This window comes from Paraburkholderia aromaticivorans (genome assembly GCF_002278075.1).
Lineage (GTDB): Bacteria > Pseudomonadota > Gammaproteobacteria > Burkholderiales > Burkholderiaceae > Paraburkholderia > Paraburkholderia aromaticivorans.
The window spans coordinates 3,807,992-3,829,627 of record NZ_CP022989.1; the positions used below are offsets into that span (position 1 = coordinate 3,807,992).

Here is a 21,636-nt window from a genome sequence, read left to right on the forward strand (position 1 = left end):
TCGAGCTCATCCGTGCCGATTTTATTGATTCATCGAGATTGAAATCAAGACAAGGAATCCATTGACATCATGCCGATCACGGCCACTATCGATATTCCGCACAAGACCCGCAGAGACTGGCGCAGCGGGTGTGTGACGTCCATCCTCTTTCTGATTGTCTGTCTAAGTTGGGGCACCACCTGGCTGGGCATCAAGATAGCCGTCGAAAGCACGCCGCCGCTCACTTCGGCCGGCTTGCGCTTTCTGATCGCCTTCCCGCTCTTCCTCGTCTTTGCGTTGGTGCGCAAAGAGTCGCTTTTGTTCCCGCGTGAGAAGGTCGGCTTTTTTATTTTCATCACGCTGAGCTACTTTTGCATTCCGTATTATTTGCTCAACTACGGCGAGATACATGTCGCCTCGGGATTGACAGCCCTGATATTCAGCAGCATGCCCGTCTTTATCTTGATATTTTCCGCATTATTTTTGCGAGAAAAAATCTATTTCTCACAACTCATCGGCATCGCCGTCGGTTTCGGCAGCCTGTTCATGATCATCAAGACTCAAGGCATGCACATGGATCATGCCGAGTTCCTCGGGGTTCTGACGATTCTCGCTGCCGCGGTCATGCATGCCTTGTGTTACGTCATCACCAAACGCCAGGGCGCGAACATCAGCGTGATCACCTTTAACACCCTGCCGATCGGCATCGCCGGCTTCATGCTGTTCATTGCAGGAGCGTTCCTCGAACATCCCAGACTCGCCGACATCACGCTTCGGTCGTGGGGCGCGCTGGCCTACCTGGGATTGGCGGCGTCGGTCGGCGGCTTCATCGTCTATTTCTTTTTGCTCAAGCGGCTCAGCCCGGTCATTCTCTCGTTCGTGTTCATCATTTTCCCCGTGTTCGCCGTGGTGATCGGTTCATGGTACGAGGGGCTGCCGATTTCGAAGGACCTCTGTTTCTATTCAGCCGTGTTGCTGCTGGGATTCGCCATCACAAAGTCGCCCGTGGAAAAACTCATGGCGAAAACCAACCAGACGGCACCGTGAGGCAGGTATGGACATGCTCAATCACGAAAATCTTCAGCGCATCTACCACCACGCCTGCAGCACCTATCCCGAGGAGTGTTGCGGCTTTATTTTCGCCGACGGGACCGTTCATCACGGCATCAATATCCAGAGCGAGTTGCATCACCGGCAACCTGATATCCACACGCGCACAGGCGCGAATGGCTACACGTTCTCCGTCGCCGACACGCTCGCAATGAACCGAAGCTTTCGAAGCAGCAACCCCGTCGCGGTCATTTACCACTCGCATCCGGACGTCGGCGCCTACTTCAGTCATGAAGACGCGAGCAAGGCGTTGTTCATGGGCGAGCCCGCGTACCCGGTCGCTTATCTGGTCGTAGATATCCGCAAGGGTCATGCTAAAGCGGCAAAGCTCTTCCAATGGAATGGCCGCTGTTTTGCCTGCGTTCAAGAGATTCACACCAACGAAAAAGACTCGACGGCACAAATCAGGAACTGACAATGAAAACAGTGATCTTCCCGGAAGTTCTCGCAAGAGCCGCACGGCTACCTGCCTCTCGCATGGAAGTCGACGGCGGCACACTGCGAGAAGTGATCGAGCACGTTTGCGCGCGTCACTCGCTGCTGCGTGCCCACCTGTTTTACGAGAACGGCGCTTTCAAGGAACACTTCCTCCTGACCTGCTCGGGCGAACTCGCAGACCTCGAACACGTCCTGCCGAGCGGCGGCGAAACTGAGATCATGCTGGCCACATCGGGCGGCCTCGACACCGACCACCTTTCCAATGACGAGATTCGCCGCTACGTGCGTCACATCACGTTGCCGGGTGTGGGGCGCGCGGGCCAATTGCGCCTCAAGAAGGCAAAGGTCCTGATTATCGGCACCGGGGGTCTGGGCTCGCCAGTGTGTCTTTATCTGGCGGCTGCCGGTGTAGGCACCCTCGGGCTGATCGACTTCGACGTGGTGGAGCGCAGCAATCTGCAGCGTCAGGTCGTGCATGGGAACAGCACGCTCGGCATGCTCAAGGTGGAGTCGGCGAAACAGCGGTTGCATGACCTGAACGCAGACATTCAGATCGACACCTATGCTGTCGCGCTCGACGCAGATAATGCGCGGCATCTGATTGGGCAGTACGACGTGATAGTCGACGGCACGGACAACTTCGCATCGCGCTACCTCGTGAATGACGCGTGCGCGCAGTTAGGCAAGCCGCTCGTCTACGGCGCGATATACCGCTTTGAAGGGCAAATGAGCGTTTTCAATCATCGCGGAGGACCCTGCTATCGTTGCCTTTTTCCCAACAGCCCGCCGCCGGAATTGGCGCCGAACTGTAGCGCAGGCGGCGTCATTGGCGTGCTGCCCGGCGTTGTCGGTCTCATTCAGGCAACTGAGGCGATCAAGTTGATTCTCGATCTTGGCGAATCGCTGGCCGGCCGGCTGTTACGCTTCGACGCGCTGTCCATGCGATTTAACGAGGTTCGGTTCGCGCGCCGACCGGACTGCCGCTCATGCTCCCCGAACTGTCATGACACGCTCGGCGAACCCGCCGAATCGCTATGCTCAAGCGCGAACGCTGGCCGACAACGGTTGGCCTCAAATTTCTTTATCGAACCGCAAGCGCTCAAGGCAATCATGGCGCGCGCCGACAGCCCCCCAATCTTGCTCGACGTGCGCGACGCGAATGAACTGGAAGTCTGCAGGCTGCCCGGAGTGTTGCACATTCCTCTCCACGAACTGAACGAGCGCATCGCCTTACTGGATTCGCGTCAGACACATTATTTGATCTGCTATGGCGGACAGCGGGCCGAGCGCGCCGCAACCATCCTGAGGGAGGCAGGCTTCCCCGACGTCAAGGTGCTCGAAGGCGGCATGAAGCGCTGGGTAAGGGACGTCGAGCCCGACATGCCCATCTATTAGTCCGCAATCCGGTGCCGATACGATGATTTACCAGTCGATACTCGATGTCATAGGCAACACGCCTATCGTTCGCCTCGGCGCCCTATCCGGCGAACTCGGGCTAGATGTCTTTGCGAAGCTTGAATCCTTCAATCCAGGCGGTAGCCACAAGGCCCGGATCGCCTTGGGCATGATTCTCGACGCTGAACGCAAGGGCGTGCTCGTACGGGGCAGTCGGCAGACCATCATAGAGCCTAGCGGCGGCAATACCGGTATTGGACTCGCGATCGCCGGCAATATTCTCGGCTACCGGGTGGTGCTGGTGATACCCGATAACTACAGTTCAGAAAAGCAAAAACTGCTGCGACTGTATGGCGCCAAGGTGGTGCTCTCGGACAGCCGCCTGGGAAATAATTCACACGGCCAACGGGCCATGGAGTTGCAACTCGAACATCCCACTTATGTGATGCTCAATCAGCAGCGTAACCACGCCAATCCGCAAACACATCGACAGTTCACGGCTCAGGAAATCATCCGCGACTTCGGCGAACGTCAAGTCGACTGCTTCGTTGCCGGGATCGGCACGGGAGGACATATCACCGGGATTGGCGAGACGCTCAAGCACCATTGGCCCAATATGCGCGTGCTCGGTGTCGAGCCGGAGCAATGCGATCTGCTGGCCGACCGGCATGCGCCGCATGACATCCAGGGGTTGTCGATCGGCGTCGTTCCGGCCATTCTGAACCTGTCGGTACTGGATGGCATGATCAAGGTTTCCAGCCTCGAGTGCGAGGAGAGGGTCCGGCAAACCATGCGGAGCGACTCGATCAGCCTCGGCATTTCCTCGGCGGCCAACCTTGTGGCAGTCTCTAAACTGAAGAACATGCTGCCCGAAAGAGCCGTCGTGCTAACCATGATTTACGACGGCGTCGAGTCTTACTTATCTTCTTTCGCATAGCGGCAGCGACATCCTATTTCCTTCGCTTTCCTTCGCACTTCGCTCAACCCTCACCGGTCCGGCCGGAGAGGGTTGAGTGCATGCCCCCAGAAGCAATCACGAATGAAAGGCGTCTGGCGCAAATACGGCTTCGCTAAACGAGCACGATAGACGCTCTTTACCCGCGCCCATGCTCTTGCGGCGTATCTCCATCGGCCCGATCGGCCGCGCATTGTCGAGGTGAGTGCCACCACAAGGGATCACATTGCCCTCGCACTCCCAATAGCGGGCATCCGGGTGGACAGAATACGGATACACGCGCACATCACTGGCTCGCAGGACAAATGCATTGGCGATGGCTTCTATCTCACGAATTTCTGCCGTGGAGATCCGCTCCTCCACGGCGAAATCGAGCCGCGCGGCGTCGGTTCGAATATGACATCCGAGTATCCGGGCCGCCGCGTCCGGTCTTATCTGTTGCGCGCCGATCAGGAGCAGATGGCACGCCGTGTGACTCAGGGAAAGTTGCGCCCGGCGCAAACGGTCGATTCGCACCTCGACCGCGTCGCCGACTCGTACGTTCGCGAGATGTCCAATGTCATCCGGATGAACGATATGTTCGATCACCCCGCCCACCTGGATCTCGGGACAGTCTGCGATTGCCAGATGATCGCCGTACATTTTCCTGGCATGAATGAAGCGAACTTCGACGCCACCCTTCAGGGCGATGACACCGTGGTCCGCGTCCTGCCCTCCTCCCTCCGGATACGCAACGGTAGCATCGAGTTCGACAAAGCCCGCACCGAGCTTGACGACCGTCGCGGCACAGCGGTCAAGATTGAAATCCTCGTAATAGCGCTTGTTGGTCTTGCGGTTCAATGAAAACATGGCAGTCAGGAAAGATCTATCAGGGTTTCGGCAGGACGTTCGGAATCTCGCCTCCGTGTCAGTTGAAGGGCGGATTTGAGCGTGACGATCGAGCCAGCGGGAACGTTCTCTGTGATCACGCAATGCGGCGAGATGAACACGTCGTCGCCAATGACTATGTCGCCGAAAATCCGCGTGAAGGCACCGACCTGGGCGCGATTTCCCAAGGTGGGATGTCGTTTGCCGGACGGATTTCCGGATATGCCCTTGGCGCCGAGCACGACGCCACCGAGAACGTAGCAGTCGTCACCGATGCGCGACGTTTCGCCGATCACCGTACCCCACCCGTGGTCCAGAACGAAGCGCCGGCCGATGTGACAGCGCGGATGAATCTCGGCGCCCGAGAGCAGCTTGCCGCGCGCCGATACGAGGGCGGCGACGCTCTCGATTGCTTTGTCCGGGTCGCCCTCGAGCAAGGCCATATCGAGAATGGCGTGAGCCAGCCGGTAGTGAAGCACCGCCTTGAAGGACGAGTAGCCGAACGCTATCTCTTCGGCCGAACCGCGAGATGCGGGGTCCTTGGCGGCGAAGGCATTCAGATCGTGTGCGGCCGCGACAGCCGCCGCGGCACACTGCGCGTGCGTTGCGATTCGATCGACCAGTGCGGGTGAGCAGCATTCCATCAATGCCGCATGAAGGAGGTTTTGAACGAGCTTGTCTGGCATTTATCCGTCCACGTTCGCGATAACTATCGTTATGCCAACGGGCGACGCATGCGGCTATGGGACAAGTCCGAAACCTGGCCGTCTATACGGTCAAAGGCCCGGCAGCGCCCTGTTCGATCCCCCTCCCCGCGCCGGCGTTGCCGGACGGATGAGCCGCCTGCCCTTCACAGCTTCTGATCTCTGGCAAGCAGCAAGATCCGCTGCCATTGCCTCGCCTGCCGCTCGCTCGACATGGGCAACACCCACACCTCACGCGCCGCATCCTTGACCATCAGGACGACCTGCGCTTGCGCCTCGCGGCCTTGCGCCTCTGCCCCAAGCAGATCGGCGAAGATATAGGCACCGTGCTGCGCGCCGACCCGAATCTCACACAGCCGCTTGCCGGCAGCGAGGCGGACCGATCCCCAACTGCCCTTGAGTTCGTGAGTCCAATCGCCATCGCGGATATTCGGCGACACTTCCTTGCGGCGGCGCCACCCATGAGCGAGGGCGGCCAGCAACAGCAAAGCGGCCAGCATGGCGACGCCGACCGCGACGGCCGGTCCGAACGCGGCCTGCAGGGCATGAAACGCGCGGACCGCGCCATACACGAGCGCGGCCAGCGCAAACAACGCAACGAGAATCGGCATCGCAAGCTCAAGAAGCAAAACAACTCAGTCCGGCACGCGCGGCGCGCGCCTCTCGCCGCAACGAACCATCACGGCACAAGGAGCATCCTCTTTCGACTTCACGGCTTGTGCGTCGCGGCCCAGTCTTTCACCGCCTTCAGCGTGTTTTCGACGTGCTTCTCCGGCGACAGGCTCGTGTACTCATAGATGATCTTGCCATCCGGTGCGATCACATACGACACGCGATTGGCCATCGACGCATGCATCGGCAGGCCGGCGTCATAGGCGCCGATCACTTTCGAGTCGGCGTCGGCCGCGACCGGGAATTTGCTGCGGCATTCGCTCACCGAGAACTTCGTCAAGGTGTCGATGTTGTCATGCGACACGCCGATCACCGTCGCGCCATATTTCTTGTACTCGTCGACGGCTTCGGCGAACTCGTGCGCTTCGATCGTGCAGCCCGTGGTGAAGGCCGCCGGATAGAAGTACAGCACGACCGGCCCCTTCTTCAACTCGTCGGCGAGCGAGTACGTGTAGGTCTTGCCGCCCAACGACGCCTGCGCGGTGAACGCCGGCGCCGCGTCGCCGGGCTTCAGGGTCGCCGACGCCGTCAGCGAATGCAGGGCGAATCCCACCGACACGGCGGCGGCCAGCGCCGCCGATATGAATTTCTTCTTCATCTGTGTGTTCCTCCAGGCGTTGATGCACGCGGTTCGTCCAATGAACCTGAGGCCGGGCGTCCACGAGAACGCCGGCCGACTTCGCTATTGGACCACGTACTCACGAGGTACGTCAGAACCCGCCGGAAGGATGCGCAGGTCGTTGCCCTCGATACGTCACCACGGCAACGTGCGCGAGAGCGGCCGCCCGTCAGACGGCCATCTCTCCGATATGTGCGCCGAACCAGGCCGCGGCCGACAGATTCAACTCGGCCAGCACATCGGGCGTGAAGGCCACGAAGCCCGCCGGCGCACCAGGATCAAGCGCGATCGACGCCGCGTCGCCGCCCTCGCCGGCCACCTCGGCAAGGCACAGCAAGGTCCCCAGCTCGCCTTGCCGCGACACGATCGCCTCGCGGATCTGCGGCGCGAGGCCGAGCTTCTCCAGCGCCGAGCCCGGCGAGCTGCCGAGCACCACGTGAATCAGAGAAAAAATGCCGGTCATGAACGCGGCATCGGCAAATTCGTCATCGGACGGATGCAGCCAGGCGGCGGCCAGCTCCATGAAGCGCGAGCGCGTGCCCGCCAGTTGCACCAGCGGATCGGCGCGCAACGGCAGATCGCCGCTGTCGGCGTAAAGCAGCAATTGCGCCCAACGGGCAATCTGCCGCGTGCCGGTGGCGATGATCGCCTCCCGCAACGACGCAATATTGCGCCCCAGCCCAAACGCACTCGAATTGACGAGGCGCAGCAGTTGCACCACCACGCTCGGGTTCAGCTTGAGTTCGGCTTCGAGCTCGGTCATGCCGGCATCGCGCGACAGCAGCGCGAGCAGGCGCAGCAGGCCCGGCCTCGGCGAGCGGTTGCGCGGCGCGGCCAGCACCTGCGGGCGCGCGAAAAAATAGCCCTGAAACAGATCGAAACCGAGGTCGCGCGCAAGCGCGAAGTCTTCACGCGTCTCGACTTTCTCGGCGATCAGCTTCTTGCCCTGCCCGCGCAACAGGGACGCGAGCTTCGGCAGCACGGCGCGATCAGTCTGCAAGAAGTCGATCTTGACGATATCGGCGTAGGGGAGCGCCGCGATCAGTTGGTCTGAGAGCTCGCTGACGTCGTCGAGCGCCACCTGAAAACCGGCGCGGCGCAGCTCGCCCAGACGGCGGCCCAGTTGCGCATCGAATTCCACCGTCTCGAGAATTTCGAGCACGAAGCGCTCAGGCGGCATCAGATGGACGATGTCGTTAAAGAGCAGCGCCCGGTCGATATTGACGAAGCCGCGATGCCGGCCCAGCACCGTCGGCACGCCGATCCCGCCGATGGCGCGCGCCACCACCTGCGCCGTGGCCTGGGCGTCGTCGGTGACCTCGGCGTAGTTATGCGCGCCGGCTCGAAACAGCAGCTCGTAAGCATTGAGCGCGCCGTCGCGATCGAGGATCGGCTGGCGGCCCAGATAGACGAACTGCGCGGGAGGCGACGGTTCGGCGCCTTCGGCCGTTGAATCGAGCACCTCGCTGTGCCGGGCAGCGATCCCGGCGTAATGGCGGTCATACATGGAGCATCGGTGCAAGTGTTCGGGAAGCTACGCAGCAACGGCGTCATGGCCGGCACCGCACAACGGGTTTCCCATATTAACGGACGTCGGACGGTCGCACTTTAACCGAATCGGCCCCTGAGCGGCGCTTTGCCGCGCAAGCCGTCCCCTTACCGGATGTTTTTCGCGGCACGCGCTAAAGATTTTCCGGCACGGGCCGTTATCTCGTTCTGATGGGGCGGCCTGATACCCTCTCGACCGCCCGACAAGGCGGAGACGGCCGTCCCGCCTGCAGACGAATACAGGTTGCCAGCGATAAACATGGAAGCGAACAGGATCACCGCGCCCCGCCGGGGCTCCTTGCGCACGGTCATCGACCGGCTTCGTGCGTTTGGCCGGCGCGCGGACGGCAAACCGCAGTCGGCCGCAAGCCGCAGCGAGCAACTGGAACAGGTGGTCGGCGCGGTCGACCTGCTGGCGCACGTCGACGACGAACTGCACTTCCTCTACGTGTCCGACGCCAGCCTGCGCTTCATCGGCTATCACCGCGAGTATCTCGAGACCATCACGCTCCACGATCTGGTCGCGCCGGCCGACGTGCCGCGCCTCGACGCCCTGCTCACGCGCGCGGCGGTGTCCGGCAATGTCGAGAAGGCCACGCTCGGCCTCATCAAGTCGCTCACTTACCCGATCACCGTCGAGCTGCGCGTGGTGCGCAGCACCCACGACGGCACCGACGGCTATGCGATCGCCGGCTTCGACGTATCGGCCTGGCGCGCCACCGAAGAACGTCTGACCCAGGCGCTGCATCTGGACCGCCTGACCAATCTGGCCAACCAGCCGGCGCTGATCCCGGCGCTGCTCGACGCCCAGCAGCAGGCCGACGCGCACGGCACGCCGGCCGCGCTGCTGCTGCTCGACCTCGACGACTATCAGCGCGTGAACCGCGCGCTCGGCTACGACGCCGGCGACGAAATGCTGCGCGACACCTCGCGCCGCATCCTGAATATGACGAGCCCGAACGAGACCGTGGCGCGCGTGGCGAGCGACGAGTTCGCGATTCTCATCAAGCCGGCCGCGAGCCGCACCGACGCGGCGGCCGCCGCCGAAGCGCTGGCGCGGCGCCTTTTGACCGCGATCCAGCAGCCCTATGTGTTCAACGGCCAGCAGGTGCATCTGTCGGCGAGCATCGGCATCGCGCTCTACCCGGACGTGCGCCACGCCAACGACACCGCCGCGCACGACACCCACCTGCTGCGCTGGGCCGACCATGCCCTGCTGCAGGCCAAGGCCGCCGGCGGCAACACGCTCGCCTTCTACGTTCCCGACGACAACCCCGCCGACGCCGAACGCCTGAAGCTGGAGGCCGACCTTTACGACGGCGTGCGCAACGGCGAATTTTCGCTGCACTTCCAGCCGATCACGAGCAGCCGCACGCACGGCGTGGTCGGCGTGGAAGCCTTGATCCGCTGGTCGCATCCGGTGCACGGGCTGGTGCCGCCGTCCATGTTCATCCCGCTCGCGGAGTCGATCGGCCTGATCAACTTCCTCGGCAACTGGGTGTTGAAGGTGGCCTGCATGCAGTTGATCCAGTGGGACGCGCAAGGCATTGCCCTGCAATACGTGGCCGTGAACGTGTCGCCGCAGCAGTTCCGCGACCCGCGCTTCAAGGACTCCGTGCGCGAGGCGATCGCGTTGACCGGCATCGATCCGCGCCGCCTCGTGTTCGAGATCACCGAAAGCCTGCTGATGCACGACCCGGCGCATGCCAAGGGTCTGCTCGAAGACCTGACGGCGATGGGCATCCGCTTTGCGGTGGACGACTTCGGCACCGGCTATTCGAGCCTGGCCTACCTGCAACGCTTCCCGCTCGCCAAGCTGAAGATCGACAGGAGTTTTGTCGAGAATCTGCTAACCTCACGGAACGATCAGGCAATCGTTAGCGCCGTAGTGGGCCTCGCTCAGACGCTCGATCTCGAACTGGTGGCCGAGGGTGTCGAAACGGAAGCCCAACGCACCCTGCTCACCGAGATGGGATGCGACCACATTCAGGGGTGGCTCGTCTGCAAAGCGCTGCCCTCCGACGAACTCGCGCAGCGGTTCGAAACGCGCTCGCTTCAGCTGCATACCGCATAGCGATGCAGGCAAAGCGCTCATGTAGCAGATCATGCAGCGGAACAAGCCGGCCTTGGGCCGGCGTGGCACTCATTGGAACACGTATGGCTTTTGCGGGACTCACATGGTAAAGGCGGCGGTGCTCGACCGGCTCTGGACGCGAATGAGCGAGCGCGGCGATTTCCCCATGCTGTCGCAGTCGCTGCGCACCACCATGGCGGCGATGAACAACGACGATCTCGACTTCACCGGCCTCGTGCAGGTGGTGTTGTCCGATTTCGCCCTGACGCAGAAGGTGCTGCGGCTCGCCAACTCGGCCATGTACATTGCGTTCGGCGGCAACATCACGACGGTGTCGCGCGCGCTGATGGTGCTCGGCATGGACGCGGTCGGCCATCTCGTGGTCGGCCTGAAGATCGTCGATCACTTTCATCACAGCGCGCCGCGCCGCATCGACGCGAAACTCGAACTGAACCGCACGCTGCTCTCGGGCTGCGTCGCGCGCAAGCTGACCGAGCGCGGCGATCTGCGTGCCGGCGAGGAAGCCGTGGTCTGCACGCTGATGCGCCAGATCGGCAAGCTGCTGGTGGTGTTTTACCTCGACGCGGAATGGGACCAGATTCGCCGTCACATCGACGACGGCACGCTCGAGGCCGACGCCTGCGTACTGGTGCTCGGCGTGACGTTCGACGAGATCGGCGCCGAAGCCGCCGTGCGCTGGCGCCTGCCCGACATGATCCGCTCCGGCATGGGCGAGTTCGACCCGCAGGACGTCACGCAGCCGCGCCAGGTGCAGTGGCTGCGCGCCATTACCAATTACTCGACGGCGGTCGCCGACGTGCTCACCCAGCAGAACATGCCGGACTGCGAGCGCGAGCAACGCATCGCCGATCTGGCGCGCGAATATAGCGGCGTGCTGAACACCGATCCCGAAGTGCTGCTCGATATGAGCGTCGCGCTCGCCCGCGAGGAAGGCGGTGACGGCGTGATGCGCGAAATCGTCGAGTTGCGCGCCAATGCGGATGCGATCGCGCGCGAGGCGCTCAATCCCGAGGCGCGCATCGCGGTGGGGGTCAAGGATCTGCGTGGCCTGCCCGAGGGCAGCCCGCTTGCGCCGGCACTGGCAATGGCCGCGGAAACCCTGCTGGCCGGTCTCGGCTTTGCGCGCACCGTGGTGTTCGTCAAGCACAGCAACGGCACTTTCAAGGCGCGCCTCGGACTCGGACCGAAGATCGACGCGGCCTTGCCAAGGCTGACCTTCAACACCGCCTTCGAGCCCGACGTATTTCATCTGGCGATCGCCAACTCGGTGGGCATCTTCATCGAGAATGCGCGCGATCCGAAGATGGTCGCGCGGCTACCGGAATGGTTCCGGCGCTCATTCGACGACGCCCGCGCCTTTGTGCTGCTGCCGGTCGTCGACGAAAGCGAATCGACAGTGGCGCTCTTATACGGCGACTGGTCGCATAGTCAGGAGCCACGCCGCATCTCACAGAAAGAAATGAGCGTGTTGAATGAACTGGCCAAGGAGTTAGGCCGTTTTTTCGGCCTGGGGCAGATGCGGGAAATGGAGATGATGTGAAGACCTGGCGTGATCGTTGATCACACTGCTTCACTCCCACCAATCCTGTATTTGCCCGACGCCACGTTGAAGTTGGGTCGGTCTCGCCGGAACCGGCATGCATGCCGGTTCCCTGTGCGCACCACTCGCCTCAATCCTCGATTCTTTCCAGCCCTTGCGCGCTGCGGTCCGCCACGCCGGCCCACGCGCCTGCCGCCAGAGCCATTTGCGCAACCTGCTCCACCGTCAGCGGCTGCAAGCGCGCGCACAGCGTGCCGATCTCATCCCAATCGCCGCGCTCCAATGCGGCAACCGTGCTGAGCAGCAGGCCCAACACACCTTCGCGGTGCAGGATCGCGGCCTGAAGCGGGCGCGACAATGTCAGCACGTTCAAGGTGCTTTCGAGCGAGCCGCCGAACACGGCATCGACGAATGAGAACACGCCGGTCAGGAATGCCGCATCGGCTTCGTCGCGGCCGGCTTCGGGCAGACGTTCGATCGCCAGTTCCATGAAGCGCGCGCGGGTCGCGGCGAGCTGCAATAGCGGATCGTCTTCGAGGGCGACCTTGCGGCCGTCGGCGTAGAGCAGCAACTGCGTCCAGCGCGCGATGCGGTCGGTGCCGGTTGCGTTGATCGCCTCCCGCAGCGTCGTCACCTTGTGCCCGACCGCGAGGCCGCTCGAATTGGCGAGCTTCATCAGATGCATCACCAGCACCGGATTGAGCTTGAGTTCGGCTTCGAGCTGCGCGACGGTCGGCTCGCCCGCCAGCAATTGCAGCAGATTGAGCAGCGCGTGGCGTGGCGCGCTCACCCGTCGCGTGCTCGAGGCATGCGCGCGCGCAAAGAAGTAACCCTGGAAGCGATCGAAGCCGAGTTCATGCGCCGTTTCGAAATCGGCTTGCGCGTCGATGCCCGAGCCGATCAGCAGCTTGCCCGCCGACTTCAGCACGCTCGCCAGCTTCGGCAGCAAGGCGCGCGGCGCGCGCGTGAAATCGATCTTGACGACTTCCGCGTAGGGCAGCAATCTGGCGAAGGCGTCGTTGGGCTGGGTCACCTCGTCGAGCACGAAGCGGTAGCGGCGCCCATGCAGCTGAACGATGCGCGCCACCAGCGTCTCGTCGACCTCGATCGTGGGCGCCAGTTCGAGCATGAAGCGCTCGGCGGGCAGCCGCAGGATCGCATCGTCGAGCAGCATCTCGCGGCTCACGTCGACATAGGCCGGATGTCCGGTCAGCGCGCCGCGCACCGGGCCCTGAATCAGGCCGTCGATGATGGCGCGCGCCACGAGTTGCGCCGGATCGGGCGCGCGGCCCGCTTCGGCATCCGCGGGTGCGCCGCTGTCCGCGGGCGCGGCGGAGCGCGCGGCTGGCCCGCTCTGCCCGGTCCATTCCGGTGCGCGCACCTTGATCTCGTAGCCGCACAGCATGCCGTCCCGATTCAGAATCGGCTGACGCGCGAAACTGGCATTCAATTGCGCATCGTCCGTGACGCCCGTCTGGCCCGGAGTTTCGATTGCGATGGTGGTCATTGGCTCCCCCGCTAAGCGCCGCCCCGGCGCCTCCTGCAATATTCTGGTTTTTGCCGCACCGTCGGCGCGCGGCCCGAGACGTGAAGCTCGTAGCGTCCGCGATGCATGCGGCGATTTTATCTCACGCCGCCGTGGCCAGACACGTCCGTGACGCAATATCTCGAAATAATTGGAGACGCGTCCGAAAGATCTCCGGCCCGAAATCGCCGATACTCCTGTGCAGTGCAGAAGCGCTCCAACCGAGTTCAACCACCGAGGAAAAACATGGACGTCAAAAGCGTGCTGTCGAATGCCTTCGCGATGCCGATCACCAGCCCGGCGTTTCCCATGGGCCCATACCGGTTTATCAACCGCGAGTTTCTGATCATCACCTACCGCACCGATCCGGATAAGCTGCGCGCCGTGGTGCCCGAGCCGCTCGAGATCGGCGAGCCGCTGGTGCATTACGAATTCATTCGCATGCCGGATTCGACCGGCTTTGGCGACTACACGGAAAGCGGCCAGGTGATTCCGGTCTCGTACCAGGGCGTGGCGGGCGGCTACACGCTGGCCATGTATCTGGACGACCACCCGCCGATCGCCGGCGGCCGCGAATTGTGGGGTTTTCCGAAGAAGCTCGCGAACCCGGTGCTCGCCGTCCATACGGACACGCTCGTCGGCACGCTCGACTACGGCCCCGTGCGCATCGCCACCGGCACGATGGGCTACAAACACCGTCAGCTCGATCTCGCGCAGCAGAAGAAACGCCTCGAAACGCCGAACTTCCTGCTCAAGGTGATTCCGCATGTGGACGGCACGCCGCGCATCTGCGAACTGGTGCGTTACTACCTGCAGGACATCGATCTGAAAGGCGCATGGACCGGGCCGGCCGCGCTCGAACTGGCGCCGCACGCGCTCGCGCCGGTCGCGGCGTTGCCGGTGCTGGAGGTCGTGGAGGCGCGCCATCTGATCGCGGATCTCACGCTCGGTCTCGGCGAAGTGGTGTTCGATTATCTCGATCAACCGCAAGCGAACACGCGTTGATCGATCAGCTGTCATAGCGCGGCAGCGGTTCGCGCTCAGTTCGCGCTCAACTCGCGCTCAACTCGCGCTCAACTCGCGCTCAACTCGCGCCTCACATGCAAACGGCCGCGATTGCGGCCGTTTGCATCAGATAAAGCGAAAAACGTGTGACACGCGCCGCGCCTTACTTCAATACCACCTTCACATCGAAGTACCTGGCCGCGAAGCGGTCGATCGTGCCGTCCGCCTTCAGTTCCTTGAGCGCCTGGTTCAACGCGTCTTTCAGCGCCTTGTCGCCCTTGCGGATGCCGAAGCCCACGCCGCCGCCGAGCAGCTTCTCGTCCGTGACGGCCGGACCGGCAAAGTCGAAGCCGGCGCCCTGCGGCTTCTTCAGGAAGCCTTTCGACGCGGCTTCCGCATCCTGGAACGCGGCGTCCAGACGCCCCGAGGCGAGGTCGGCGTAAATCTGGTCCTGCGTCTGATACGGCACCACATCGACGCCGGCGGGCGCCCAGCGGGCCTTCGCGTAGGTTTCCTGAATCGTGCCCTGCAGCACGCCGACGTGCTTACCCTTGAGCGAAGCCGGCGTCGGCAGCAAGCCGCTGCCCTTCTTCGCGATCATCTGATTCGGGATCGTGTAGATCGGATCAGTGAAATCGATCGCCTGGCGGCGTTGTTCCGTGATCGTCATGTCCGAGTTGATGGCGTTGAACTTGCGCGCCTGCAACGCCGGGATCAGACCGTCGAACGAGTTCTCGACCCACACGCATTTGGCCTTCAGCTTCGCGCACACGGCATTGCCGACGTCGATGTCGAAACCTTGCAGCTCGCCCGACGGCGACTTCGATTCGAACGGCGCATACGACGCCTCGACGCCGAAATGCACTTCCTTGATATCGGCAGCCGATGCGGTGCCGGCCGTGGCCGCCGCGAACAACGCGAGCGCAGCCATGTTTCGCCAATTCATCTTCATTGCGGGTGTTCCTCTACGGTATTGAATAAGACGGAGCCGAATCCAGGCAAGCATGATTGCCGCGCCAAAAATGCGATTCAAACTCGTGCGGCCGGCGTGATGCAGCGCAACAGCCGCGAGGCCGCGATTGTACAGGCTTCGTTTTCCGCCTCAGCGGGCGCGCCGCGCGGCGCGTCGTCGAGCGAGCGCTGCGAGCCTCAGGGGCGAAGATGCAAGTTGGTGTCGCGTTCAGGCAAACCCGCGCGCATCGGCGCGGGCTCGGGTGAGAACTACACGAGCTTCGAGAGCGTGTCCTGCGTCGTCTCGATGACCATCAAGCCGGCGCGCAAGCCGGGCTTGACCGTCGCGTTCGGAAACACGAGCCGCTCCTCGTCGTGCCGCACGACATAGCGGTAGTCGCCGTCGCGCGCGAGCACGGTGTCCTTCACGAATGGCGTGAAATTCGCGACGTCGGCTGCAACCAGCAATTCGAACGCATCGCTTTGCTTGGTGATCTGGTCGATCACCGTGAACGCCCTCGGCATCTCGGCGCGCGGCTCGCCCCGCAGGCCGGCCACGAGGTGCCGCACGGCGTGATCCGCACGCGCGAAACGCGTCAGATCGTTCTGACCGAACGGACGCACCTTGCCGAGTTCCAGCGTGCACGCTTGCGCGCCACAGGCCTGCGCGGTGAAATGCGAATACGTGTTGCCCTTGGTGGTGTGCAACAGCACCGCACTGATATGCGCCTTGCCGAGCCACGCGAACATCGCGCGTGAAAACGGCTTGCCGGTGTGCGGCAGCAACGCGAATTGCTCGAAGGCGGATGCGCGGATGGCCGTGTGCATGTCGATATGCCAGCGCGCGGCGGGATCGTCCGGCGCGGCCGCGAAGAATTGCGTGGCGGCCTGCTCCAGCGCTGCCGCTCGCGGCGCCTCGAAGCTGTGCGGCACCTGCAGATGACGGCCGCTGAAGAGCCGGTTCAGATCGTCGTCGCGGTAACGGCAGGCTTCACGCATCGCGTCGACGTTGCCGAGAATCACCAGCAGGCGGCAGGCCAGCGCCGCCGTGCCCTGGGCGATGTCGCGCACGAGAAACGCCAGCAGTTCGATCGGCGCGGTCTCGTCGCCATGCACGCCGGCGGAGACAAGCACACTGCGCATGCCCGCTTCCTGCGCCGCCGGCTCCATCAGCAGCACGCCGTCATCCAGCCACGACCAGCGCACGCCTGCGGCGCACGTGCCCTGTGCTGCAGGCGCGGCCGGGCGCGTACCCGCCAGCGTGTAGGCGAGAAAATCGTCCAGCAGCGAAACCGGCATCTCGCGCTCAGCGCTGGAAGTCATACAGCGAACCCAGCCCGAGAATCTGCGTCAGTTCGTCGAGCGCGGTACGCGACTCGGCGAGCAGGTGCGGATCGGTCAGATCGGCCGGCGCGAGGCGGTCGCGATAATGCTTTTCGATCCACGCATCCAGCCGGCCGAACAACGTGTCGTTGATCCACACGCCTTGCGTCACCGAAGCGCGCTCCGCATCGTCGAGCACCACCCGCAGACGCAGGCACGCCGGACCGCCGCCGTTCTTCATGCTTTCGCGCAGATCGAACACCAGCACGTCGTCGATCGGGCCCGTGCGCGAGGTCAGTTCATCGAGGTAGGCGGCCACCCGCGGGTTTTCGCGGCATTCCTGCGGCACCACCAGCACCTGTTTGCCGTCCGGCCGCGTCAGCAACTGGCTGTTGAACAGGTACGAAGTAACCGCATCGGCGACGCTCACCTGCGCGTCGGGCACTTCGATCACGTTGAACTCGGCCTTCAGGCCGGAGAGCTTCGTGCGCAATTCGTCGTAGACCGCGTTCTGTTCGACGAACGCCAGTTGATGACAGAACAGCGTGTTGCGATTGCCGACCGCGATCACGTCGTTGTGGAACACGCCGGCGTCGATCACGTCGGGGTTCTGCTGCGCGTACACCGTCGCCGCGTCGGCCAGACCATGACGATGCGCCACGGCACGGCTCGCCTCGAACGTTTGACGCGCCGGAAACCGCTTCGGCTCCGGTCCGCGACGATACTCGCTGCGGCCATAAACAAAGAATTCGACGCCACGTGCGCCGTATTCCGCGCAAAAGCGCGTGTGATTCGCCGCGCCTTCGTCGCCGAGCGCCGGCGTGCCGGGCAGCGCCTCATGCACCGCGAAACGGTCGGCGTCGCTGAACATCGCGCGCAACGTGCGGCGCGTCGATTCATGTTCGATCGCACGGTGCAGCTTGCTGCACAGATTGGCCGGCGTGAAATGCACGCGGCCGTCGTGCGTATCGGCGGACGGACTCACCGTTGCCGCATTCGCGGTCCACATGGCCGAAGCCGAACTCGCCGCGGCCAGCAGCTCGGGGGCGTCTTTCGCCACGCGCGCGATCACGGTTGCGTCGTCGCCCGAAAAACCGAGCTCGCGCAACAGGCGCATCGACGGACGTTCCTGCGGCGGCAAGACGCCTTGATGAAAGCCGAGATCGGCCAGTTGCTTCATCTTGCGCAGGCCTTGCCTCGCTGCAGCCTTCGGATTCGCAACCGACTTCTCGTTGTTCTGCGACGCGACGTTGCCGAACGAGAGGCCCGCGTAGTTGTGCGTCGGGCCGACCAGACCGTCGAAATTGGCTTCAGTGGCTTGCATCGTCGATCCTTAGAATTGAAGGCCCGGCGAGACGCTCGCGGGCATTTGCAGTTGCGCGCTTTCGACGGAAGCCATCGGAAACGCGCAGTAGTCGGCGGCGTAGTACGCGCTCGGCCGGTGGTTGCCCGAGCGGCCCGGCCCGCCGAACGGCGCGCCCGACGAGGCGCCGTTGGTCGGCCGGTTCCAGTTGACGATGCCCGCGCGGATCGTGCGCTGGAAATGCGTCCAGAGCGCTTCGTCGTCGGCGAGGAGGCCCGCGGACAGGCCGAACTCTGTGTCGTTGGCTTGTTCCAGCGCTTCGTCGAAACTGCCGTAGCGGATGATCTGCGCCAACGGCCCGAAGTGTTCCTCGTCCGGCAGATGGTTGACGGCGCTCACGTCGAGAATGGCGGGCGTGACGAAGCCGAGCTTCGGATCGCGCTGCTCCATTTTCAGGAGCGCTTTGGCGCCGTCGGCCAGCAGGCGTTCCTGCGCAGCGACGAGCCGCGACGCCGCCCGCGCCGAAATCACCGCGCCCATGAAGGGCTGCGGATCGGCGTTATATTCGCCGACGGCGATGCGCGAGGTGACCTCGGTGAAACGCTCCATGAAGCGATCGCCCGATGCGTCGTTCGGCACGAAAATGCGGCGCGCGCAGGTGCAGCGCTGCCCCGCCGACAGAAACGCCGACTGGATCGTGTGATGCACGGCGGCGTCGACATCGGCCACTGGTCCGATCACGAGCGGATTGTTGCCGCCCATCTCCAGCGCCAGCACGATCTCCGGGCGGCCGCCGAACTGCTTGTGCAGCAATGTTCCGGTATCCGAACTACCCGTAAAGAAAAGGCCATCGATCTGCCGGTGATTCGCCAACGCAATACCGGTGTCTTTCTCGCCTTGAACGAGATTCAACACCCCTGCCGGCAAACCGGCGTCGCGCCAGATCCGCACCGTGAGCGCGGCCACGCCGGGCGCGAGTTCCGACGGCTTGAACACGACCGCATTGCCCGCGATCAGCGCCGGCACGATATGGCCGTTCGGCAAATGGCCCGGAAAGTTATACGGCCCGAACACGGCGACCACGCCATGCGGACGATGCCGCAACACGGCTGTGCCGTCCGCCATTGCCGAGCGCTTCTCTCCGGTGCGTTCGTGATAGGCCTGAATCGAGATCTCGACCTTCGCCGCCATCGAAGCGGCTTCCGTGCGCGCTTCCCACAACGGCTTGCCGGTCTCGCGGCCGATCGCTTCCGCCAGTGCTTCCTTGCGTTCGGTGACGAGCGCGGCGAAGCGGCGCGCCACGGCGCAACGCTCGTCGAGGCTCAATGCCGACCATGCGGCGAACGCACGTCGCGCGCTGCGCACCGCACGGTCGACGTCGTCGGCCGACGCGCTGTTGCCTTCCCACACCGTCGCGCCCGTGCCCGGGTTGCGCGACGCGAATGCGGGTCCTGTGCCGGCGGCCCATTCGCCGTCGATGAAAAGCTCGCTCATGATCATCCCTGTTTGTGTTTCTGCGGCAGGACGCGCACGAGGTCGCCCGCCTTGACGTCGAGTGCCGAGGCCTCGGCCGCGCTCAGCCGGAACACGCCGTCCTGCGGCACGCCCGCCACCACGCCGACACGAAAATCGCCCAACGACGTATTCGACACCATCGATTTCTGCCCGTCCTGCGGCGCGCCCGAGGTGCTTGCCGTGCCGATCTCGACCGGCACCAGCACGCTCTCGCGCACCGTGCGCAAGTCGGCGATATGACATTCGAGCACCGGACCCGCGTCGAAGATATCGACGTGATTCTCGTAGCGCAGCCCTTCCGCTTCGAGCATGCGGCGCGCCGGAATCGTGTCGCTATGCGTGAGGCCGACGCATTGCTGCGCCTCTTCCGGCAACAACTCGACATACACCGGATAGCGCGGCATCAACTCGGCGAGAAATGCCTTGCGGCCGTGCGAACTCAGGTAGTCCGCCGCGTTGAAGTCGATCTGGTAGAAATGCGAGCCGACCGCGCGCCAGAACGGCGAGGTGCCTTCCGCATCGAAATGGCCGCGCAATTCCGCGCACAGACGCTGCGGAAAGCGCTCGCGAAACTGCGCGAGAAACATGAAGCGCGAACGCGACAGCAAGCCGCCCACACCGCTCGTGCGGTAACGCGGACTCAAAAACAGCGAGCACACTTCCGCGTAACCCGTCAGGTCGTGCGAAATGTTCAGCGCGCGCATGCGCGTCCAGATCCCGAGGTCCTGGCTCGCATGCACCACCGTGCTCACGCGATAGTTGTAGAACGGCTGTTTCAGGCCGACCGCGGTTTCGATCCCGCACACCCCGGCGATGTCGCCGGTGTCCGTGTCTTCCATCACGAAGAAGTAGCCGGCTTCATGCGGCTCGGCCTTGTCTTCCATCGTGCGGCGCGCGCGCTCCACGCGGGCCGCGAGTGCCTCGCGGTCCGGCTTGAAGGTGGTGAGGCCCGGGCCGGTTTCCTGCGCGAGCCGCATGAGCGCGTCCACATCGCCTCGTTGCACAACGCGAACGACGATCATCGTGCCTCTCCCGATTGTTCATCCTGGTGCGTCTGGTGCAGCGGCACGCAGCGCACCGTGTCGCCCTCCTGCACGCCGAGCGCGGCGCGCGCCGCATGCGGCAACGGCGCGCCGGCCTCCTTGCCCGCCGCCAGTTCACCGAGCACGCAGCGGAACTCGCCGTCGGCGCCGTTATGCGCGATCAGATACGTCGAGCCGCTAGCGGCCGCGGTGCTCTCCTGCACCACGCGCGTTTCGTTGCGCGTGACACAGGCGCTGCGATCCACTTGCGCGGTCAACACCGGACCCGCGTCGAAAATGTCGACGTAGCGATCCGTCTCGAAGCCTTCCTCGAGATGAATGTCGTACGCGAGCAAGGCCTTCGAATCCGGCTCGCCGAGCACGCGCTGCGCCGCCTCGGGCAGCAACGGCACGTAGACGGGATACGTGGGCATCACTTCGGCGATAAAGGTGCGGCTGCGGCCGCCCGATTCGATTTCGATGTCGGCGAAGTCGCGCCCGAAGAACTTGCGCCCCACCGCTTCCCAGAATGGCGACACGCCGTTCTCGTCGGTGACGCCGAGCAGCAGCGAAAACACTTCTGACGTGAAGCGCTTGCGATTGGCGGCGATATACATCATGCGTGCGCGCGACATCAGATGCGCGGCGGCGTCGCCACGCAACGACGGATCGATGTAATAGCCCGCAAGGCGGCTCTTGCCGGTGAGCTCATGCGACATGGTCAGCGCGTGAATCTTGCGGTTCACGTGCAACTCGCGCGACGCGTGAATCAGCGCGTCGTTGCGAAACGCGTAGAACGGGTCCGAATAACCTGCCGCGGCGACGATGCTCGCCGTACCCATCAGCTTGCCGCTTTGCGCATCTTCGAGCACGAACAGATAGAACTCCTCGCCCGGAAAATCGACTTCCGCGCGAAACGAGTCTTCCGACAACGCGACACGCGCTTCGAGCGCGCGCCGGTCGTGCGGCAGGGAATGCAGCACCGGTTGCGCGGTGCGCGCCATGTGCTCGAGCGCGTCGAGATCGGCGAGGCGGCCTGGGCGTACGAAGAGCATCATCGTTCCTGTTGA

At 63.5% G+C, this 21,636-nt stretch carries 19 protein-coding genes; 7 read left to right on the top strand and 12 right to left on the bottom strand.

Annotated features, from left to right (window positions below; all coding sequences use genetic code 11):
- Positions 1 to 69 precede the first annotated feature (69 nt).
- The 4 genes from CJU94_RS17170 to CJU94_RS17180 are packed head-to-tail and all read left to right on the top strand — an operon-like array spanning position 70 to position 3,859.
- Positions 70 to 1,026, top strand: a complete 957-nt coding sequence (locus CJU94_RS17170) for a DMT family transporter (protein WP_095419707.1) — start codon at positions 70 to 72, stop codon at positions 1,024 to 1,026.
- Positions 1,027 to 1,033: 7 nt separating this feature from the next.
- Positions 1,034 to 1,504 carry a M67 family metallopeptidase gene (locus CJU94_RS41575; protein WP_208645326.1) on the top strand — a complete coding sequence of 157 codons (471 nt, stop codon included), beginning with the start codon at positions 1,034 to 1,036 and terminating at the stop codon, positions 1,502 to 1,504.
- A complete protein-coding gene (gene moeB, locus CJU94_RS17175) occupies positions 1,426 to 2,922 on the top strand; it encodes a molybdopterin-synthase adenylyltransferase MoeB (RefSeq protein ID WP_244220858.1) in 1,497 nt (498 codons plus the stop codon). The genes CJU94_RS41575 and moeB overlap by 79 nt, the downstream gene beginning before the upstream one ends.
- 22 nt (positions 2,923 to 2,944) lie before the next feature.
- Positions 2,945 to 3,859, top strand: a complete 915-nt coding sequence (locus CJU94_RS17180) for a PLP-dependent cysteine synthase family protein (RefSeq protein WP_095419708.1) — start codon at positions 2,945 to 2,947, stop codon at positions 3,857 to 3,859.
- A gap of 96 nt (positions 3,860 to 3,955) precedes the next feature.
- On the opposite strand, the gene CJU94_RS17185 is transcribed toward CJU94_RS17180, so the two are convergent.
- The 5 genes from CJU94_RS17185 to CJU94_RS17205 all read right to left on the bottom strand — a co-directional run bounded on the left by CJU94_RS17185 (position 3,956) and on the right by CJU94_RS17205 (position 8,246).
- Complete coding sequence (locus CJU94_RS17185) at positions 3,956 to 4,726, bottom strand: alanyl-tRNA editing protein (RefSeq protein WP_095419709.1); 771 nt, start codon at positions 4,724 to 4,726, stop codon at positions 3,956 to 3,958.
- Between the two features lie 5 nt (positions 4,727 to 4,731).
- On the bottom strand, positions 4,732 to 5,430 hold the full coding sequence (locus CJU94_RS17190) for a serine O-acetyltransferase (RefSeq protein WP_095419710.1): 699 nt from the start codon (positions 5,428 to 5,430) through the stop codon (positions 4,732 to 4,734).
- A gap of 164 nt (positions 5,431 to 5,594) precedes the next feature.
- Positions 5,595 to 6,059, bottom strand: coding sequence for a hypothetical protein (locus CJU94_RS17195; RefSeq protein WP_095419711.1), 465 nt, complete (start codon positions 6,057 to 6,059; stop codon positions 5,595 to 5,597).
- 98 nt (positions 6,060 to 6,157) lie between these two features.
- Complete coding sequence (locus CJU94_RS17200) at positions 6,158 to 6,718, bottom strand: peroxiredoxin (protein WP_095419712.1); 561 nt, start codon at positions 6,716 to 6,718, stop codon at positions 6,158 to 6,160.
- 190 nt (positions 6,719 to 6,908) lie between these two features.
- Positions 6,909 to 8,246 (bottom strand): EAL and HDOD domain-containing protein, encoded by a 1,338-nt coding sequence (locus CJU94_RS17205; RefSeq protein WP_095419713.1) that lies wholly within the window; start codon positions 8,244 to 8,246, stop codon positions 6,909 to 6,911.
- 300 nt (positions 8,247 to 8,546) lie between these two features.
- Between CJU94_RS17205 and CJU94_RS17210 the strand changes: the two genes are divergently transcribed.
- Both CJU94_RS17210 and CJU94_RS17215 read left to right on the top strand, forming a co-directional pair.
- Positions 8,547 to 10,361, top strand: coding sequence for a putative bifunctional diguanylate cyclase/phosphodiesterase (locus CJU94_RS17210; protein WP_095419714.1), 1,815 nt, complete (start codon positions 8,547 to 8,549; stop codon positions 10,359 to 10,361).
- 103 nt (positions 10,362 to 10,464) lie between these two features.
- Positions 10,465 to 11,922 carry an HDOD domain-containing protein gene (locus tag CJU94_RS17215; protein WP_095419715.1) on the top strand — a complete coding sequence of 486 codons (1,458 nt, stop codon included), beginning with the start codon at positions 10,465 to 10,467 and terminating at the stop codon, positions 11,920 to 11,922.
- A 130-nt stretch (positions 11,923 to 12,052) separates the two neighbouring features.
- On the opposite strand, the gene CJU94_RS17220 is transcribed toward CJU94_RS17215, so the two are convergent.
- Positions 12,053 to 13,429, bottom strand: a complete 1,377-nt coding sequence (locus tag CJU94_RS17220; protein WP_095419716.1) for an EAL and HDOD domain-containing protein — start codon at positions 13,427 to 13,429, stop codon at positions 12,053 to 12,055.
- A 264-nt stretch (positions 13,430 to 13,693) separates the two neighbouring features.
- On the opposite strand from CJU94_RS17220, the gene CJU94_RS17225 reads away from it, so the two are divergent.
- The gene (locus CJU94_RS17225) at positions 13,694 to 14,452 is read left to right on the top strand and encodes an acetoacetate decarboxylase (protein WP_095419717.1); all 759 of its coding nucleotides are present in this window, start codon (positions 13,694 to 13,696) and stop codon (positions 14,450 to 14,452) included.
- Between the two features lie 163 nt (positions 14,453 to 14,615).
- Here CJU94_RS17225 and CJU94_RS17230 read toward each other — a convergent pair whose 3' ends face one another.
- The 6 genes from CJU94_RS17230 to aruF all read right to left on the bottom strand — a co-directional run bounded on the left by CJU94_RS17230 (position 14,616) and on the right by aruF (position 21,621).
- A complete protein-coding gene (locus CJU94_RS17230) occupies positions 14,616 to 15,404 on the bottom strand; it encodes an ABC transporter substrate-binding protein (RefSeq protein WP_095419718.1) in 789 nt (262 codons plus the stop codon).
- Between the two features lie 269 nt (positions 15,405 to 15,673).
- Positions 15,674 to 16,726 (bottom strand): succinylglutamate desuccinylase, encoded by a 1,053-nt coding sequence (gene astE, locus CJU94_RS17235; protein ID WP_244220859.1) that lies wholly within the window; start codon positions 16,724 to 16,726, stop codon positions 15,674 to 15,676.
- Positions 16,710 to 18,050, bottom strand: coding sequence for an N-succinylarginine dihydrolase (gene astB / locus CJU94_RS17240; RefSeq protein WP_095419720.1), 1,341 nt, complete (start codon positions 18,048 to 18,050; stop codon positions 16,710 to 16,712). The genes astE and astB overlap by 17 nt, the downstream gene beginning before the upstream one ends.
- Before the next feature lie 9 nt (positions 18,051 to 18,059).
- Positions 18,060 to 19,523 carry a succinylglutamate-semialdehyde dehydrogenase gene (gene astD / locus CJU94_RS17245; RefSeq protein WP_095419721.1) on the bottom strand — a complete coding sequence of 488 codons (1,464 nt, stop codon included), beginning with the start codon at positions 19,521 to 19,523 and terminating at the stop codon, positions 18,060 to 18,062.
- Positions 19,524 to 19,525: 2 nt separating this feature from the next.
- Positions 19,526 to 20,566 carry an arginine N-succinyltransferase gene (gene astA, locus CJU94_RS17250; protein ID WP_095419722.1) on the bottom strand — a complete coding sequence of 347 codons (1,041 nt, stop codon included), beginning with the start codon at positions 20,564 to 20,566 and terminating at the stop codon, positions 19,526 to 19,528.
- Positions 20,563 to 21,621 (bottom strand): arginine/ornithine succinyltransferase subunit alpha, encoded by a 1,059-nt coding sequence (aruF, locus tag CJU94_RS17255; protein ID WP_095419723.1) that lies wholly within the window; start codon positions 21,619 to 21,621, stop codon positions 20,563 to 20,565. Before aruF ends, astA begins: the two co-directional genes overlap by 4 nt.
- Positions 21,622 to 21,636: the final 15 nt, after the last annotated feature.